Genomic DNA, 16,123 nt, shown 5'->3' with positions numbered 1-16,123 from the left:
ATGAAATGAGGAACGCATGAGCAAGCAGATTCTGATTCTCCCTGGCGACGGCATTGGTCCGGAAATCATGGCCGAAGCGGTCAAAGTCCTGGAAGTGGCAAACGGCAAGTACAGCCTGGGCTTCGAATTGAGCCACGACGTGATCGGCGGCGCGGCCATCGACAAACACGGCGTGCCCCTGGCCGACGAGACCCTGGACCGTGCCCGCGCAGCTGACGCCGTGCTGCTGGGCGCCGTGGGTGGCCCGAAATGGGACAAGATCGAACGTGACATCCGCCCTGAGCGCGGCCTGCTGAAGATCCGTGCGCAACTGGGCCTGTTCGGCAACCTGCGCCCGGCGATCCTTTACCCGCAACTGGCGGACGCTTCCAGCCTGAAGCCGGAAATCGTCGCGGGGCTGGACATCCTGATCGTCCGCGAACTGACCGGCGGTATCTACTTCGGCTCGCCACGGGGCGTGCGCGAGTTGGAGAATGGCGAGCGTCAGGCCTACGACACCCTGCCGTACAGCGAGAGTGAAATCCGCCGTATCGCCCGTGTCGGTTTCGACATGGCCCGCGTGCGTGGCAAGAAGGTCTGCTCGGTGGACAAGGCCAACGTATTGGCGTCCAGCCAGCTGTGGCGTGAAATCGTCGAGGAAGTCGCCAAGGACTACCCGGACGTCGAGCTGAGCCACATGTACGTCGACAACGCCGCCATGCAACTGGTGCGTGCACCCAAGCAATTCGACGTGATCGTCACCGACAACCTGTTTGGCGACATCCTGTCCGACCAGGCCTCGATGCTCACCGGTTCCATCGGCATGCTGCCGTCGGCGTCCCTGGATGCCAACAACAAGGGCATGTACGAGCCGTGCCACGGTTCTGCGCCGGACATCGCCGGGCAGGGCATTGCCAACCCGTTGGCGACCATTTTGTCGGTGTCGATGATGCTGCGTTACAGCTTCAACCTGACCGACGCGGCGGATGCCATCGAAAAGGCTGTGAGCCTGGTGCTGGACCAAGGCCTGCGCACCGGCGACATCTGGTCCCAGGGTTGCACCAAGGTCGGTACGCAAGAAATGGGCGACGCAGTAGTCGCCGCGCTGCGGAATCTGTAATCTCTCGGGCCCGCTTGCAGATGTTGCTGCAAGGCGGCCCACTTTTGAACAAGGTGTAGTTGCGATGAAACGTGTAGGTCTGATCGGTTGGCGCGGTATGGTCGGTTCCGTGCTCATGCAGCGGATGCTGGAAGAGCAGGATTTTGATCTTATTGAGCCGGTGTTTTTCACTACCTCCAATGTAGGTGGTCAAGGGCCGTCCGTGGGCAAGGACATTGCTCCGCTCAAGGACGCCTATAACATTGAAGAACTGAAGACCCTCGACGTCATTCTGACCTGCCAGGGCGGCGACTACACCAGCGAAGTCTTCCCCAAGCTGCGCGAAGCCGGCTGGCAGGGTTACTGGATCGACGCCGCCTCCAGCCTGCGCATGCAGGATGACGCGGTCATCGTCCTGGACCCGGTCAACCGCAAGGTGATCGACCAGCAACTGGACGCAGGCACCAAGAACTACATCGGCGGCAACTGCACCGTCAGCCTGATGCTGATGGGCCTGGGCGGCTTGTTCGAAGCCGGCCTGGTGGAGTGGATGAGCGCCATGACCTATCAGGCGGCCTCCGGTGCCGGCGCGCAGAACATGCGTGAACTGATCAAGCAAATGGGCGCGACCCACGCGGCGGTGGCCGATCAACTGGCTGACCCGGCCAGCGCGATCCTCGACATTGACCGCCGTGTGGCCGAAGCCATGCGCAGCGAGGCCTACCCGACCGAGAACTTCGGTGTGCCACTGGCCGGTAGCCTGATCCCGTGGATCGACAAGGAACTGCCTAACGGCCAGAGCCGTGAAGAGTGGAAGGCCCAGGCCGAGACCAACAAGATCCTTGGTCGCTTCAAGAGCCCGATCCCGGTGGACGGCATCTGCGTGCGCATCGGCGCCATGCGTTGCCACAGCCAGGCGCTGACCATCAAGCTGAACAAAGACGTGCCGATCGCCGATATCGAAGGGCTGATCAGCCAGCACAACCCTTGGGTCAAGCTGGTGCCGAACAACCGCGATATCAGCATCCAGGAACTGAGCCCGAACAAGGTGACCGGTACCCTGAATGTGCCGGTTGGCCGTCTGCGCAAGCTGAACATGGGGACGCAGTACCTGGGCGCGTTCACCGTCGGCGACCAATTGCTGTGGGGCGCGGCTGAGCCGTTGCGTCGCATGCTGCGGATCTTGCTGGAGCGGTAATCGCTGCTTGTAATAAGAAGCCCGCGTTCTGGTGACAGGCGCGGGTTTTTTATTGCTCTTCAGGGCCTCATCGCGGGCAAGCCCGGCTCCCACATTGAACGGTGTTTGCCTGAACAACTCGGTCGAATGTGGGAGCCGGGCTTGCCCGCGATGGGGCCATCAGCCACACCACAAGCCCCAGCCAATTGCCTCACCCCCAACCACCCGGTAAAGTGCCGCTCCCCCCGCAATGCCCGAGGCAGCCCCCATGACCCAGACCTTTGATATTGCCGTGATCGGCGCTACCGGCACCGTTGGCGAAACCCTGGTGCAGATCCTCGAAGAGCAGGACTTCCCGGTAGGCAACCTGCACCTGTTGGCCAGTAGCGAGTCGGCCGGGCATTCGGTACCGTTTCGGGGCAAGAACGTGCGGGTACGGGAAGTCGATGAGTTTGATTTCAGCAAAGTCCAGCTGGTGTTCTTCGCCGCCGGCCCTGCGGTCACCTTGAGTTTCGCTCCACGCGCCACCGCCGCCGGCTGCACGCTGATCGACCTGTCTGGCGCCTTGCCGGCCGATCAGGCGCCGCAAGTGGTGCCGGAAGCCAATGCCCGCGTCCTGGATGGCCTGACAAAACCGTACCAGGTCAGCAGCCCAAGCCCGTCGGCCACCGCCCTGGCCGTGGTGCTGGCGCCACTGCGCGGCGTGCTGGATATCCAGCGCGTCAGCGTCACGGCCAATCTCGCCGTTTCCGCCCAAGGCCGTGAAGCGGTCAGCGAACTTGCCCGGCAGACCGCCGAGTTGCTGAACGTGCGCCCGTTGGAGCCAAAATTCTTCGACCGGCAGATGGCCTTCAACCTGCTGGCCCAGGTCGGCAAGCCTGACGCCCAAGGCCACACTGCCCTGGAAAAGCGCCTGGTGCACGAATTGCGCGCCGTGCTGGAAATGCCGTTGCTAAAGATTTCCGCAACCTGCGTTCAAGCCCCGGTGTTTTTTGGCGATAGCCTGACTGTGTCACTGCAATTGGGGGCAGCGGTCGATCTTGCCGCCGTCAACCTTGCCCTGGACTCGGCGCCGGGTGTCGAACTGGTAGAAGAGGGCGATTACCCTACGGCGGTTGGCGATGCGGTCGGTCAAGACGTGGTCTACGTTGGCCGGGTGCGCGCCGGTGTTGATGATCCGGCGGAACTAAATATGTGGCTGACGTCAGATAACGTACGCAAAGGTGCCGCACTGAACGCCGTACAACTGGCGCAGTTGTTGATAAAAGGCCTTGTGTAAAAGATACTTGGCGGCAATTTGTAGATTGATTCTAGCCAAGCGCTATGCTTGGCCCCAAGCTGGAAAGATTGCGCGTCGGTGACCTATCGGCTCGCCATGCCTTATGGCAGCGGTTACCACCCTTCTCGCAGGCCGGGGAGTGTTCAAAAAGGATGAGGCTATGGTTCAAGTTCGCAAACTGGTGTTAGCAATAGCGGCCGCCTCGGCGCTGTCCTCCGGTATGGCGCAAGCACTGCAGCTTGGGGAGATGACCCTCAAGTCGAAGCTGAACCAGCCGCTGTCGGTGGAGATCGAATTGCTCGACGTCGGTGGCCTGACCGCCTCCGAGATCACCCCCAGCCTCGCTTCGTCCCAGGCCTTTGTGGATGCGGGCGTTGATCGCCAGGCGTTCCTGAATGACCTTACGTTTACCCCGGTGGTCAACCCGAACGGCCGCAGTGTGGTGCGTGTCACCTCCAGCCAGCCGTTGCCTGATTCCTATGTGCGTTTCCTGCTGCAGGTGCAATGGCCCAACGGCCGCCTGATGCGCGACTACAGCGTATTGCTGGACCCGGCCAAGTTCGACCAGTCGACCCCGGCTGCCAGTGCACCCGCGCCCGCGCCACGTTTGAGCGCGCCTGCGACGGCTCCGGCTATCAGCAAGCCCAAGGAACACACCACAACTTCCCATGACACCTTGTGGGAAATCGCCGCGAAGAACCGTAATGGTGCCTCGGTGCAGCAAACCATGCTGGCCATTCAGGCACTGAACCCTGATGCCTTTGTCGACGGCAACATCAACCGCATGAAAACCGGCCACGTCCTGCGCCTGCCGGATTCGGGGCAAAGCACCAGCCTGCCGCAGCCCCAGGCGATTGCTGAAGTGACTGCGCAAAACGCGGCGTGGCGCGAGGGGCGTCGCGGCGGTAATCAGCCCGCCGGCAAGGCGCAACTCGACGCCACCAAGCGTACCCAGGCCGGTAACGCGCCTGCGCAGACCAACACCAAGGACAACTTGAGCCTGGTCTCGGCCGAAGCGGCCAAGAAAGGCGTAAAGGGTGGTGCTGGCGACAGCCGGGCCTTGAACAACAAGCTGGCGGTGACCCAGGAAAGCCTGGATTCGACCCGTCGCGAGAATGAAGAACTGAAAAACCGCATGGCTGACCTGCAAAGTCAGCTGGACAAGCTGCAGCGGCTGATCGAGCTCAAGAACAACCAGTTGGCCAAGTTGCAGACCCCGGGTGGCGCTGCGGCGCAGCCTGCTGCCACGGCTGCGATGCCGGCTGAAGTGGCTGCACAACCGGCGGCGCCGGCTGCGGCAACCCCGGCAGCAACCCCCGTGGCTGCGCCGGTCGAGACGCCGGTCAAGGCGGACGCGGCGCCGGCCAGCACCGAAGGCAAATTCAACGACCTGCTGACCAACCCGATCGTGCTCGGCGTGATCGGTGGCGCGGCGGGCCTGCTGGTGCTGTTGCTTCTGCTGCTGTGGGCGCGTCATCGCAACGCGCGCCTTGAAGAAGAGAAGCACCTGCGCATGGCGCGGGCCCTGGCTGAAGAGCCGGAATTTGCGCCGAACATTGATCACGATCTGCCATCCGACAGTTTCGAAGGCCTTGATGTACCGCCGCCGAACGTCAAGCTGGCTCCAGCTCCAGCTCCGGCCCCGGCGGCAGTGGTTGCTCCGGTGATCGCGCCGGTCGTCGCCCCTGTTGCTGCGGAGCGCCCGGCCGACGCCCTGGCGCAAGCCCAGTCGCACATCGACCGTGGCCACCTGAACCAGGCCGCTGAAGTGCTGGAAGATGCAATCAAGCAAGAGCCTGCCCGCAGCGACCTGCGCCTCAAGCTGATGGAAGTCCACGGTTTGCAGGGCAACAAGGACGGGTTTGTCACTCAGGAGCGTCAACTGGTCGCCAATGGCGAGAATCACGCCCAGGTTGAACAGCTGAAAAGCCGCTTCCCGGCCATGGCCGTGCTCGCGGCCGGCGTCAGCGCTGCCGTTGCCGCCGCCGCCCTCGACGCTCAATACGTCAAGGACCTGCTCAAGGACGAACCTGCACCGCCAGCACCAGAACCTGCGCCGGAGCCGGACGCGTTTGACACCGACTTCGACCTGAGCCTGGACGATCTGGAAGCTGCTTCCCCGGCCGTGGTCAATCCGCAGTCGGACGACCTGAGCTTTGAGTCGGTGCTGCAACAGCAGACCGAGGCCAAGGCCAGCGAGGAGGACCTCTCGGACTTCGACCTGGACCTGCAGCTTGATCCGCCATCCTCGACCCAGTCCGACGACGACTTCCTCTCCGGTCTCGAAGACCAGATGAAGGACCTGCCACCAGTAGAGCCGCCGACCCTGACGCCGGCTGACCTGGACGACCTCGACCTGCCGGAAGATTTCGACCTGTCCCTGGCCGACGAGCCCGAGGCGCCTGCCGTGGCCAAGCCAGATGCATTCGCCTCCAAGCTTGATGACGTCAACGCCGAGCTGGATCGCCTGTCGCAAAGCCTGGAGCATCCGCCGATCGAGCCGTCCTTCACCGAAGAAGACGCGGCATTGGGGGGCGATGAGCCGGAATTCGACTTCCTGTCCGGTACCGATGAAGTGGCAACCAAGCTTGACCTGGCCCAGGCCTACATCGACATGGGCGATGCCGACGGTGCGCGGGACATCCTTGGCGAAGTGCTCAAGGAAGGCGACGACGGTCAGAAAGGCGAAGCCAAGGAAATGCTCAGCCGGCTGGCTTGAGATACGTGGTAAATACAACGGCAGCCTTCGGGCTGCCGTTTTGCCATCCAGGCACCAAACCCATGGCGTCCCCGGCGCGCGGCCTTATAATGGCCGCCTTTGCGCAACTCATCAGGCTCTCAGTTCTTGGCAAATATAGATAACGCGGCCGCCGAAATGGCGGCCGCAGGCTTTTTCAGAATCGCCCTGGGCGTGGAATACAAAGGCTCACGCTATCGCGGCTGGCAGCGCCAGGCCTCCGGCGTGCCGACGGTGCAGGAAACCCTGGAGAAGGCCCTGTCGAAGGTCGCCGACTCACCGGTGTCGCTGATGTGCGCCGGGCGTACCGACGCCGGCGTGCATGCCTGCGGGCAAGTGGTGCACTTCGATACCCAGGCCGAGCGCTCGATGAAGGCGTGGGTGATGGGCGCCAATATCAACTTGCCCCACGACGTCAGCGTCAGTTGGGCCAAGGTGATGCCGGCGGATTTTCATGCGCGCTTCAAGGCTATCGCTCGGCGTTACCGCTACGTGATCTACAACGATCAGATCCGCCCGGCCCATCTCAACGAAGAAATCACCTGGAACCACCGCCCGCTGGATGCCGAGCGCATGGCGGAGGCCGCCCAGCATCTGGTGGGTATCCATGATTTCAGCGCGTTTCGTGCCGGCCAGTGCCAGGCCAAGTCGCCGATCAAGGAAGTCCATCACCTGCGGGTGACGCGCCACGGCAAGATGATCGTGCTGGATATTCGCGCCGGCGCCTTCCTGCACCACATGGTGCGTAACATCGCCGGGGTGCTGATGACCATCGGTACCGGCGAGCGTCCGGTGGAGTGGGCCAAGGAAGTGCTGGAAAGCCGGATTCGTCGCACCGGTGGCGTCACGGCGCATCCGTTCGGCCTGTACCTGGTGGATGTGGAGTACCGCGACGAGTTCGAATTGCCCCAGCGGTTCATCGGGCCACACTTCCTCACAGGTTTCAGCGAACTTGGCGGCTGACGCCCTCAAAAGCATTTGTTACCATCCGGGACTTTCTCGGACACGCCCTGAGGTTTCATCGACATGTCTGCCGTTCGCAGCAAGATTTGCGGGATTACCCGCATAGAAGACGCGTTGGCGGCGGTCGAGGCGGGGGCCGATGCCATCGGTTTCGTGTTTTACGCCAAAAGTCCGCGGGCGGTGAATGTGTTGCAGGCGCGGGCGATCATTGCCGCTCTACCGCCGTTCGTGACTACCGTGGGGTTGTTCGTCAACGCCAGCCGTTGCGAACTCAATGAAACCCTAGATGCCGTACAACTGGACATGCTGCAGTTTCATGGCGATGAAAGCCCTGACGAGTGCGAAAGCTACCAGCGTCCGTATATCAAGGCGTTGCGGGTCAAGGCCGGCGACGATATCGCGGTGGCATGCGCAGCCTATACCGGGGCGCGCGGGATTCTTCTCGACACCTATGTCGAAGGTGTTCCCGGTGGCACCGGCGAGGCTTTTGATTGGTCGTTGATTCCTGAAGGCCTGAGCAAGCCGATCATCCTGGCGGGCGGCCTGAATCCGGGCAACGTGGCCAGCGCCATCCAGCAGGTGCGGCCTTACGCCGTGGACGTCAGCGGTGGGGTAGAGCAGGCCAGGGGCATCAAGGATCACGCAAAGATTCGCGCATTCATGCAGGCCGTGCGCGACAGCAGTGGGACGATGTGACGGCTGGCAGTCTGCCGCCGTCCATAACTACCACTGTGTAAAACAGCCCGGCGCCGCCTGTGGGAGGCTCGGAAATGAAGTGGCAACCCTGCACGGCAGGTTGTCTGGAAGGCTGAGGACACAGGCAGGAAATGGCAGGTCGAACGTCTGACCCCGTCCAGTTTGTGTCATCGCCACATATGAATTTAGCTCAAGGGCATACGCGGGGCTGTGTTCAAGCCACCGGTACTGGAGAAAGAAAGCATGAGCAACTGGTTAGTAGACAAACTGATCCCCTCGATCATGCGTTCCGAGGTGAAGAAAAGCTCGGTTCCTGAAGGTCTTTGGCACAAGTGCCCATCCTGCGACGCGGTGTTGTACCGCCCGGAGCTGGAAAAGACCCTGGACGTTTGCCCCAAGTGCAACCACCACATGCGTATCGGCGCCCGCGCCCGCATTGATATCTTCCTCGACGCTGATGGTCGCTCCGAACTGGGCGCTGACCTGGAGCCGGTTGACCGTCTGAAATTCCGCGACGGCAAGAAGTACAAGGACCGCCTGACCGCTGCGCAGAAGCAGACCGGTGAGAAGGACGCGCTGATTTCCGTCAGCGGCAAGCTGCTGGGCATGCCAGTAGTGGTTTCCGCCTTCGAATTCTCCTTCATGGGCGGTTCCATGGGCGCCATCGTTGGCGAGCGTTTTGTACGTGCCGCCAACTACGCCCTGGAAAACCGTTGCCCGATGATCTGCTTCGCGGCGTCCGGCGGCGCGCGGATGCAGGAAGCGCTGATTTCCCTGATGCAAATGGCCAAGACCTCCGCGGTACTGGCGCGTCTGCGCGAAGAGGGTATTCCGTTCATCTCCGTGCTGACCGACCCGGTCTACGGCGGCGTTTCCGCCAGCCTGGCGATGTTGGGTGACGTTATCGTCGGCGAGCCTAAGGCCCTGATCGGTTTCGCCGGCCCGCGTGTTATCGAGCAAACCGTTCGTGAAAAACTGCCGGAAGGTTTCCAGCGCAGCGAGTTCCTGCTGGAACACGGCGCGATCGATCTGATCATTCCCCGCGGCGAACTGCGCCCACGCCTGGGTAGCCTGCTGGCCCAGATGATGGGCCTGCCGACACCTGTGTACGTCGCGCCTAAAATTGAGCCAATCGTCGTGCCACCGGTGCCTGCAAACATATGACCCAACGTACCCTGGGCGAATGGCTCGCCTACCTTGAGCAGTTGCATCCGTCAGCCATCGACATGGGCCTGGAGCGCTCGCAACAGGTAGCGGCCCGCCTCGGGTTGGGCCGGCCGGCGCCGCGCGTGATCACGGTGACCGGCACCAACGGCAAGGGCTCTACCTGCGCCTTTGTCGCGGCCTTGCTGCAAGCTCAGGGCCTGAAGGTCGGCGTGTACAACTCGCCGCACCTGCTGCGCTATAACGAGCGGGTGCAACTCAATGGTGTCGAAGCCACTGACGAGCAACTCTGCGAAGCCTTCGCCGCACTCGATACCGGGCGTGGCGAGATTTCCCTGACTTATTTCGAGATGGGCACCCTGGCGGCGTTCTGGCTGTTCGAGCGTGCGCAACTCGATGTGGTGGTGCTGGAAGTCGGCCTGGGCGGGCGTCTGGACACGGTCAACGTGGTAGATGCCGACCTGGCGCTGATCACCAGTATCGGTGTCGACCATGCGGACTATCTGGGTAACACCCGTGAGTCCGTGGCCTATGAAAAGGCCGGGATTTTCCGCCAGGGCAAGCCTGCACTGTGCGGCGACCTGGATCCGCCGCATACCTTGTTGGATAAGGTGCGCGAGCTGGATTGCCCATTCTTCCTGCGTGGGCGTGATTTCAATCTCGAGGTTGGCGACCGGTTCTGGCAGTGGCGCGGAGTTGATGCGCGCGGCCAAACCGTTGAATTGCACGACCTGCCGCTGCTGAACCTGCCAATGGAAAACGCCGCGCTCGCACTGCAAGCCTATTTGTTGCTGGATCTGCCCTGGCATGCCGAGCAGATTGCCGCTACGTTGCAGGCGACTCGCGTGGTGGGGCGCCTTGATCGACGCAGCTTCGACTGGAAGGGCAAGCGCCTGAACCTGCTGCTGGATGTGGGGCATAACCCTCACGCTGCTGAATACCTGGCCAAGCGCTTGGCACTTACGCCGCCCGCCGGTCGCCGCCTCGCGGTGTTCGGGTTGCTGTCCGACAAGGACCTGGACGGTGTGGTTGCACCCTTGTTGGGCGACGTCCAGGCCTGGGCGGTTGCGCCGCTGGACACATCCCGCAGTCGTCCTGCCGTCGAGTTGCAGGCCGCGTTGCAGAACCTTGGCGCGTCGGTGACGTCCCATGCAAGCGTGACGGCCGCCCTGGAAGCCCAGTGCGCGGTTGCGACGTCTGAGGATGAGATTCTGTTGTTCGGATCATTTTATTGTGTTGCCGAGGCACTCGAGTGGTTGGCCCGGCGCTCCACGGAGGAAGCTGCACATGGCATTACTGGATAGCGCATACAAGCAGCGAATGGTTGGAGCCCTGGTTCTGGTGGCATTGGCGGTGATTTTTCTGCCGATGCTGTTTTCCCGTCAGGACGAGCAACGCCAGGTGACCGTCGAGGCCCCGGCTGCGCCCCAGGCGCCCGCGGTACCTCAGGTTCAGGTCGAGCCGGTGGTGGTTCCCGAGCCGCAAGCGCTGCCGGAAGAAGAGCCGGTGCCGACCGATGACGAAGTGGCTGCACAGCAAGCGCCGTCGATGCCGATTCAGCCGAGCGTACCGGTGGTGAAGCCTGCGCCTGCTGCGCCTGCTGCGCCTGCTGCTCCGGCAGTCGCGGCCAAGCCTGCGGCCCCGGCGCCAGCACCAAAACCTGTGGCGCCACAACCGGCTGCACCGGGCAAGCCGGACGTCGGTCAAAGCCGCATTGATCCGAATGGCTTGCCGATCAGTTGGTCGATCCAGTTGGCCAGCCTGGCCAATCGCGAAAGCGCCGAAGCCTTGCAGAAAACCCTGCGCAGCCAGGGTTACAACGCCTATATCCGCAGTGCCGACGGCAAGAACCGGGTATTTGTCGGGCCGCTGATCGAGCGCGCCGAGGCGGATCGCCTGCGTGACTCGCTGGATCGCCAGCAAAAGCTCAAGGGTTTTGTGGTTCGCTTCCAGCCCGAAAAAGGCTAAGGCTGCAAGGATTCAAGCTGGAATGCGGTCAATGTGGGAGCGGGCTTGCTCGCGAAGGCGGTGTATCAGTCAGCAGATTTATTGGCTGGCCCACCGCCTTCGCGAGCAGGCCCGCTCCCACAGGTGTTTTGGGTGTGCCGCGACAGGCCGGTTTCCATTCCCCTATAACTCATTGATTTCAAATGCACAGCCAATCACAGCTTACCGATAGCCCGACGCTCTGCTAAAATGCGCCGCCTTATCCGTCTGTAGGCTGAACTGTGCCATTTACCTGGGTTGATTGGGCGATCGTTGCAATCGTCGCCATCTCCGCTTTGATCAGTCTGAGCCGCGGCTTCGTTAAAGAAGCATTGTCGCTGCTGACATGGATCATCGCAGGAGTTGTAGCCTGGATGTTCGGCGGTTCATTGTCCGTCTACCTGGCCGGATACATCGAAACACCTTCGGCTCGCGTCATCGCGGGCTGCGCCATCATGTTCATCGCCACGTTGTTGGTGGGGGCAATGGTCAATTATCTTATCGGCGAATTGATACGCGTCACCGGCCTTTCCGGGACCGATCGATTTCTCGGCATGGCTTTCGGCGCCGCGCGTGGCGGCTTGCTGGTGGTCGTGGCGGTCGGGCTGTTGAGCCTGGGGCCGGTACAGCAGGATTCGTGGTGGCAGGAGTCTGTACTCGTGCCAAAATTTCTATTGGTTGCAGATTGGTCCAAAAACCTCATTTTGGGGTGGAGCAGTCAGTGGCTGGCCAGCGGGATCAGCGTACCCGCTGATCTTCCGTTCAAGGAACACCTCTTGCCGGCCAAAACGCCTCAGTAAGTTGTGTTCAGTCAAGATTCATTAAGTAGGGGTTGCGTCGCATGTGTGGCATCGTCGGTATCGTCGGTAAGTCGAACGTGAATCAGGCGCTGTATGACGCGCTAACCGTCCTCCAGCACCGCGGCCAGGATGCTGCCGGTATTGTGACCAGCCACGACGGCCGGTTATTTCTGCGCAAGGACAATGGTCTGGTGCGCGACGTGTTCCATCAGCGCCACATGCAGCGCCTGGTCGGGCACATGGGCATTGGCCACGTGCGCTACCCGACAGCGGGCAGCTCGACCTCGGCCGAAGCCCAGCCGTTCTACGTCAACTCGCCGTATGGCATCACCCTGGCGCACAACGGTAACCTGACCAACGTTGAACAGCTGGCCAAGGAGATTTACGAATCTGACCTGCGCCACGTCAACACCAACTCGGACTCCGAAGTCCTGCTGAACGTGTTCGCCCACGAGCTGGCCCAGCGTGGCAAGCTGCAGCCGACCGAAGAAGACGTGTTCGCTGCCGTGACTGACGTGCACAACCGTTGCGTCGGTGGTTATGCTGTCGTAGCGATGGTGACCGGCTACGGCATCGTCGGTTTCCGCGACCCCCACGGCATCCGCCCGATCGTGTTCGGCCAGCGTCACACCGACGAAGGCGTCGAGTACATGATCGCTTCCGAGAGCGTGTCCCTGGACGTGCTGGGCTTCACCCTGATCCGCGACCTGGCGCCAGGCGAAGCGGTCTACATCACTGAAGACGGCAAGTTGCACACCCGTCAGTGCGCACTGAACCCGAAACTCACCCCGTGCATCTTCGAACACGTCTACCTGGCGCGTCCGGATTCGATCATCGACGGTGTTTCGGTGTACAAGGCGCGTCTGCGCATGGGCGAGAAGCTGGCGGACAAGATCCTGCGCGAGCGTCCTGACCATGACATCGACGTGGTTATCCCGATTCCGGACACCAGCCGCACCGCAGCGCTGGAGCTGGCGAACCACTTGGGCGTGAAATTCCGCGAAGGCTTCGTCAAGAACCGCTACATCGGCCGTACCTTCATCATGCCCGGCCAGGCCGCTCGCAAGAAGTCGGTACGCCAGAAGCTCAACGCGATCGAGCTGGAATTCCGCGGCAAGAACGTGATGCTGGTGGATGACTCTATCGTGCGCGGCACCACCTGCAAGCAGATCATCCAGATGGCCCGCGAAGCCGGGGCGAAGAACGTTTATTTCTGTTCCGCCGCGCCTGCCGTGCGTTACCCGAACGTGTACGGCATCGACATGCCGAGCGCCCACGAACTGATCGCCCACAACCGTTCGACCCAGGACGTTGCGGACCTGATCGGCGCCGACTGGCTGATCTACCAGGACCTGCCGGACCTGATCGAGGCCGTCGGTGGTGGCAAGATCAAGATCGATGAGTTCGATTGCGCAGTGTTCGACGGCAAGTACGTCACCGGGGATGTCGACGAGGCCTACCTGAACAAGATCGAGCAGGCGCGTAACGATTCCTCGAAGATCAAGACCCAGGCGGTCAGCGCGATCATCGACCTGTACAACAACTGAGTAGACACCGGCCCTGAGGGGCCGGTTTTGTATCTTTGATAAAGCATTCGAGTTGAGGAGTAGAGCATGAGTCAGGAATGGGATGCCGGTCGTTTGGACAGCGACCTTGATGGCGTAGCTTTCGATACCCTGGCTGTGCGCGCCGGCCAGCACCGCACCCCGGAAGGTGAGCACGGTGACCCGATGTTCTTTACCTCCAGCTATGTGTTCCGCACAGCCGCCGACGCGGCTGCGCGTTTTGCCGGTGAAGTGCCGGGGAACGTGTATTCGCGCTACACCAACCCGACCGTGCGTGCGTTCGAAGAGCGTATCGCCGCGCTGGAAGGCGCCGAGCAAGCTGTCGCCACTGCCACGGGCATGGCCGCGATTCTCGCGGTGGTCATGAGCCTGTGCAGCGCCGGCGACCATGTCCTGGTATCGCGCAGTGTGTTTGGTTCCACCATCAGCCTGTTCGAAAAGTACTTCAAGCGCTTTGGCATTGAAGTCGACTACGTGCCACTGGCGGACCTGTCCGGTTGGGACGCGGCCATCAAGGCCAACACCAAATTGCTGTTTGTGGAGTCACCGTCCAATCCGTTGGCCGAACTGGTAGACATCGCCGCATTGTCCGAAGTGGCTCACGCCAAGGGTGCGATGTTGATCGTCGACAACTGCTTCTGCACCCCGGCGCTGCAACAGCCGCTGAAGCTGGGCGCGGACATCGTCGTGCATTCTGCCACCAAGTTCATCGACGGCCAGGGTCGTTGCATGGGCGGTGTGGTTGCCGGTCGCAGCGAGCAGATGAAGGAAGTGGTGGGCTTCTTGCGCACTGCCGGCCCGACCCTGAGCCCGTTCAATGCCTGGATCTTCCTCAAAGGCCTGGAAACCCTGAGCCTGCGGATGAAGGCCCATTGCGCCAACGCCCAGGCCCTGGCCGAGTGGCTGGAGCAGCAGGATGGCATCGAGAAAGTCCACTACGCCGGCCTCAAGAGCCACCCGCAACACGCGTTGGCCCAGCGTCAGCAGCGTGGTTTTGGCGCGGTGGTGAGTTTCGAGGTCAAGGGCGGCAAAGAGGGCGCCTGGCGCTTTATCGATGCAACCCGCCTGATTTCCATCACCGCCAACCTGGGTGACAGCAAGACCACCATCACGCATCCAAGCACTACCTCCCACGGCCGCCTGGCGCCGCAGGAGCGTGAAGCGGCCGGTATCCGCGACAGCCTGATCCGCATTGCCGTCGGCCTGGAAGACGTTGCTGACTTGCAGGCCGATCTGGCCCGTGGGTTGGCTGCCCTGTGATCGAGTGGTCCATGGAAGCTGCGGGCGCCAGTAACGGGCGCGTCGCATTGGTGACCGGCGCGGCGCGGGGCATCGGCCTGGGCATTGCCGCCTGGCTGATCAGCGAAGGCTGGCAGGTGGTGCTCACGGATCTTGATCGTGAGCGCGGTTCCAAGGTGTCCAAGGTGCTGGGCGACAATGCCTGGTTTATCACCATGGATGTCGCGGATGAGCGGCAGGTTGCCCAGGGCGTGGCCGAGGTGCTTGGCCAGTTCGGGCGCCTGGATGCATTGGTGTGCAATGCGGCGGTGGCCGATCCGCGCAATATCACCCTGGAAAGTCTCGACCTGGCTTACTGGAACCGCGTAATGGCGGTGAACCTCAGTGGGCCGATGCTGCTGGCCAAGCACTGTGCGCCTTACCTGCGAGCCCACGGTGGTGCCATCGTTAACCTGGCGTCGACCCGGGCCCGCCAGTCGGAGCCGGATACGGAGGCTTACGCAGCGAGCAAGGGCGGTTTGCTGGCCCTGACTCACGCGCTGGCCATGAGCCTTGGGCCGGAAGTGCGGGTCAATGCCGTCAGCCCGGGCTGGATCGATGCCCGTGATCCGGCTGCACGCCGTGCCGAGCCGCTGACGGATGCCGATCACGCCCAGCACCCGGCGGGCAGGGTAGGCACGGTGGAAGACGTGGCGGCGATGGTGGCGTGGTTGCTGTCGCGCAATGCCGGGTTTGTGACTGGCCAGGAGTTCGTGGTTGATGGTGGCATGAGCAAGAAGATGATTTACAGCGAGTAGGGCGGGTCGCGGTGCTGAAGCAATTTTGTCTTTTTCAGAAAAACTTCAAGCAGGCTATTGACTTAGGTCCGCTACCTGCGTAAATTTCGCGGCCTCAACGAAGCAAAGGGTGATTAGCTCAGCTGGGAGAGCATCTGCCTTACAAGCAGAGGGTCGGCGGTTCGATCCCGTCATCACCCACCACTTCTTGAGAGTTTTGCCTTCGGGCAAGACGCAACGTTAAAGGTTGCACCGACGCGCAGCGGTAGTTCAGTCGGTTAGAATACCGGCCTGTCACGCCGGGGGTCGCGGGTTCGAGTCCCGTCCGCTGCGCCATATTTTCCAGGTCTGATGTTTCAGATTTGAGATTGAACAGCCAAGGCTGATCAGTCAGATGTTTGAAGGCGGTTGAAGGTGACACTTCAGCAGTCTGAGCGATACGCAGCGGTAGTTCAGTCGGTTAGAATACCGGCCTGTCACGCCGGGGGTCGCGGGTTCGAGTCCCGTCCGCTGCGCCATATCTGTTCCAAGGCCCACTGAACGCCTTGAGACGCCAAAGCAAGCCTATGGCTTGGTTGGATCGATAGCAAAGACCCTGGTCGAAAGACCGGGGTTTTTTGTGTCTGCGATTTGGCTCGGTGCTTGATGCGGGGCCGGCAAGCC

The 16,123-nt window shown here is 61.9% G+C and carries 13 protein-coding genes and 3 tRNA genes; all 16 read left to right on the top strand.

From position 1 onward, the window contains the following. Window positions 1-16 precede the first annotated feature (16 nt). Window positions 17-1,099, top strand: a complete 1,083-nt coding sequence (gene leuB / locus BLU46_RS05225) for a 3-isopropylmalate dehydrogenase (RefSeq protein WP_093199370.1) — start codon at window positions 17-19, stop codon at window positions 1,097-1,099. A 64-nt stretch (window positions 1,100-1,163) separates the two neighbouring features. Continuing rightward, window positions 1,164-2,276 (top strand): aspartate-semialdehyde dehydrogenase, encoded by a 1,113-nt coding sequence (gene asd, locus BLU46_RS05220; protein WP_010175747.1) that lies wholly within the window; start codon window positions 1,164-1,166, stop codon window positions 2,274-2,276. A gap of 247 nt (window positions 2,277-2,523) precedes the next feature. Then, complete coding sequence (locus tag BLU46_RS05215) at window positions 2,524-3,534, top strand: aspartate-semialdehyde dehydrogenase (RefSeq protein WP_093199364.1); 1,011 nt, start codon at window positions 2,524-2,526, stop codon at window positions 3,532-3,534. A gap of 160 nt (window positions 3,535-3,694) precedes the next feature. After that, window positions 3,695-6,253: a FimV/HubP family polar landmark protein gene (locus tag BLU46_RS05210; RefSeq protein ID WP_093199360.1), complete on the top strand. Its 2,559-nt coding sequence runs from the start codon at window positions 3,695-3,697 to the stop codon at window positions 6,251-6,253. Between the two features lie 156 nt (window positions 6,254-6,409). Then, window positions 6,410-7,234 (top strand): tRNA pseudouridine(38-40) synthase TruA, encoded by an 825-nt coding sequence (gene truA, locus BLU46_RS05205; RefSeq protein WP_017478802.1) that lies wholly within the window; start codon window positions 6,410-6,412, stop codon window positions 7,232-7,234. A 63-nt stretch (window positions 7,235-7,297) separates the two neighbouring features. Next, the gene (locus BLU46_RS05200) at window positions 7,298-7,930 is read left to right on the top strand and encodes a phosphoribosylanthranilate isomerase (protein ID WP_063031722.1); all 633 of its coding nucleotides are present in this window, start codon (window positions 7,298-7,300) and stop codon (window positions 7,928-7,930) included. A gap of 243 nt (window positions 7,931-8,173) precedes the next feature. Next, window positions 8,174-9,094, top strand: coding sequence for an acetyl-CoA carboxylase, carboxyltransferase subunit beta (gene accD, locus BLU46_RS05195; protein WP_003212675.1), 921 nt, complete (start codon window positions 8,174-8,176; stop codon window positions 9,092-9,094). Next, a complete protein-coding gene (folC, locus tag BLU46_RS05190) occupies window positions 9,091-10,398 on the top strand; it encodes a bifunctional tetrahydrofolate synthase/dihydrofolate synthase (protein ID WP_093199356.1) in 1,308 nt (435 codons plus the stop codon). Before accD ends, folC begins: the two co-directional genes overlap by 4 nt. Next, window positions 10,382-11,062, top strand: a complete 681-nt coding sequence (locus BLU46_RS05185; protein ID WP_093199353.1) for an SPOR domain-containing protein — start codon at window positions 10,382-10,384, stop codon at window positions 11,060-11,062. The genes folC and BLU46_RS05185 overlap by 17 nt, the downstream gene beginning before the upstream one ends. A 260-nt stretch (window positions 11,063-11,322) precedes the next feature. Continuing rightward, complete coding sequence (locus tag BLU46_RS05180) at window positions 11,323-11,880, top strand: CvpA family protein (protein ID WP_003212681.1); 558 nt, start codon at window positions 11,323-11,325, stop codon at window positions 11,878-11,880. 41 nt (window positions 11,881-11,921) lie between these two features. Then, window positions 11,922-13,427, top strand: coding sequence for an amidophosphoribosyltransferase (gene purF / locus BLU46_RS05175; RefSeq protein ID WP_017478807.1), 1,506 nt, complete (start codon window positions 11,922-11,924; stop codon window positions 13,425-13,427). Between the two features lie 66 nt (window positions 13,428-13,493). After that, the gene (locus tag BLU46_RS05170) at window positions 13,494-14,705 is read left to right on the top strand and encodes an O-succinylhomoserine sulfhydrylase (RefSeq protein WP_017478808.1); all 1,212 of its coding nucleotides are present in this window, start codon (window positions 13,494-13,496) and stop codon (window positions 14,703-14,705) included. Window positions 14,706-14,716: 11 nt separating this feature from the next. Beyond that, on the top strand, window positions 14,717-15,481 hold the full coding sequence (locus BLU46_RS05165) for an SDR family oxidoreductase (protein WP_081253187.1): 765 nt from the start codon (window positions 14,717-14,719) through the stop codon (window positions 15,479-15,481). Between the two features lie 107 nt (window positions 15,482-15,588). Then, window positions 15,589-15,664: transfer RNA gene (locus BLU46_RS05160), tRNA-Val, on the top strand. A gap of 55 nt (window positions 15,665-15,719) precedes the next feature. Next, a tRNA-Asp gene (locus BLU46_RS05155) sits at window positions 15,720-15,796 on the top strand. A gap of 105 nt (window positions 15,797-15,901) precedes the next feature. Continuing rightward, window positions 15,902-15,978, top strand: a tRNA-Asp gene (locus tag BLU46_RS05150). The last annotated feature ends 145 nt before the right edge of the window (window positions 15,979-16,123 follow it).

This window comes from Pseudomonas yamanorum, assembly GCF_900105735.1.
Taxonomy (GTDB): Bacteria; Pseudomonadota; Gammaproteobacteria; order Pseudomonadales; family Pseudomonadaceae; genus Aquipseudomonas; species Aquipseudomonas yamanorum.
The sequence above is the reverse complement of the archived record's forward strand: the minus strand, read 5'-3'. Positions and strand labels throughout refer to the sequence as shown.

Bases quoted from the DNA above. Each gene is read 5' to 3' on its own strand.
- leuB (WP_093199370.1), top strand. From the start codon at position 17: ATGAGCAAGCAGATTCTGATTCTCCCTGGCGACGGCATTGGTCCGGAA.
- asd (WP_010175747.1), top strand. From the start codon at position 1,164: ATGAAACGTGTAGGTCTGATCGGTTGGCGCGGTATGGTCGGTTCCGTG.
- BLU46_RS05215 (WP_093199364.1), top strand. From the start codon at position 2,524: ATGACCCAGACCTTTGATATTGCCGTGATCGGCGCTACCGGCACCGTT.
- BLU46_RS05210 (WP_093199360.1), top strand. From the start codon at position 3,695: ATGGTTCAAGTTCGCAAACTGGTGTTAGCAATAGCGGCCGCCTCGGCG.
- truA (WP_017478802.1), top strand. From the start codon at position 6,410: ATGGCGGCCGCAGGCTTTTTCAGAATCGCCCTGGGCGTGGAATACAAA.
- BLU46_RS05200 (WP_063031722.1), top strand. From the start codon at position 7,298: ATGTCTGCCGTTCGCAGCAAGATTTGCGGGATTACCCGCATAGAAGAC.
- accD (WP_003212675.1), top strand. From the start codon at position 8,174: ATGAGCAACTGGTTAGTAGACAAACTGATCCCCTCGATCATGCGTTCC.
- folC (WP_093199356.1), top strand. From the start codon at position 9,091: ATGACCCAACGTACCCTGGGCGAATGGCTCGCCTACCTTGAGCAGTTG.
- BLU46_RS05185 (WP_093199353.1), top strand. From the start codon at position 10,382: ATGGCATTACTGGATAGCGCATACAAGCAGCGAATGGTTGGAGCCCTG.
- purF (WP_017478807.1), top strand. From the start codon at position 11,922: ATGTGTGGCATCGTCGGTATCGTCGGTAAGTCGAACGTGAATCAGGCG.
- BLU46_RS05170 (WP_017478808.1), top strand. From the start codon at position 13,494: ATGAGTCAGGAATGGGATGCCGGTCGTTTGGACAGCGACCTTGATGGC.
- BLU46_RS05165 (WP_081253187.1), top strand. From the start codon at position 14,717: ATGGAAGCTGCGGGCGCCAGTAACGGGCGCGTCGCATTGGTGACCGGC.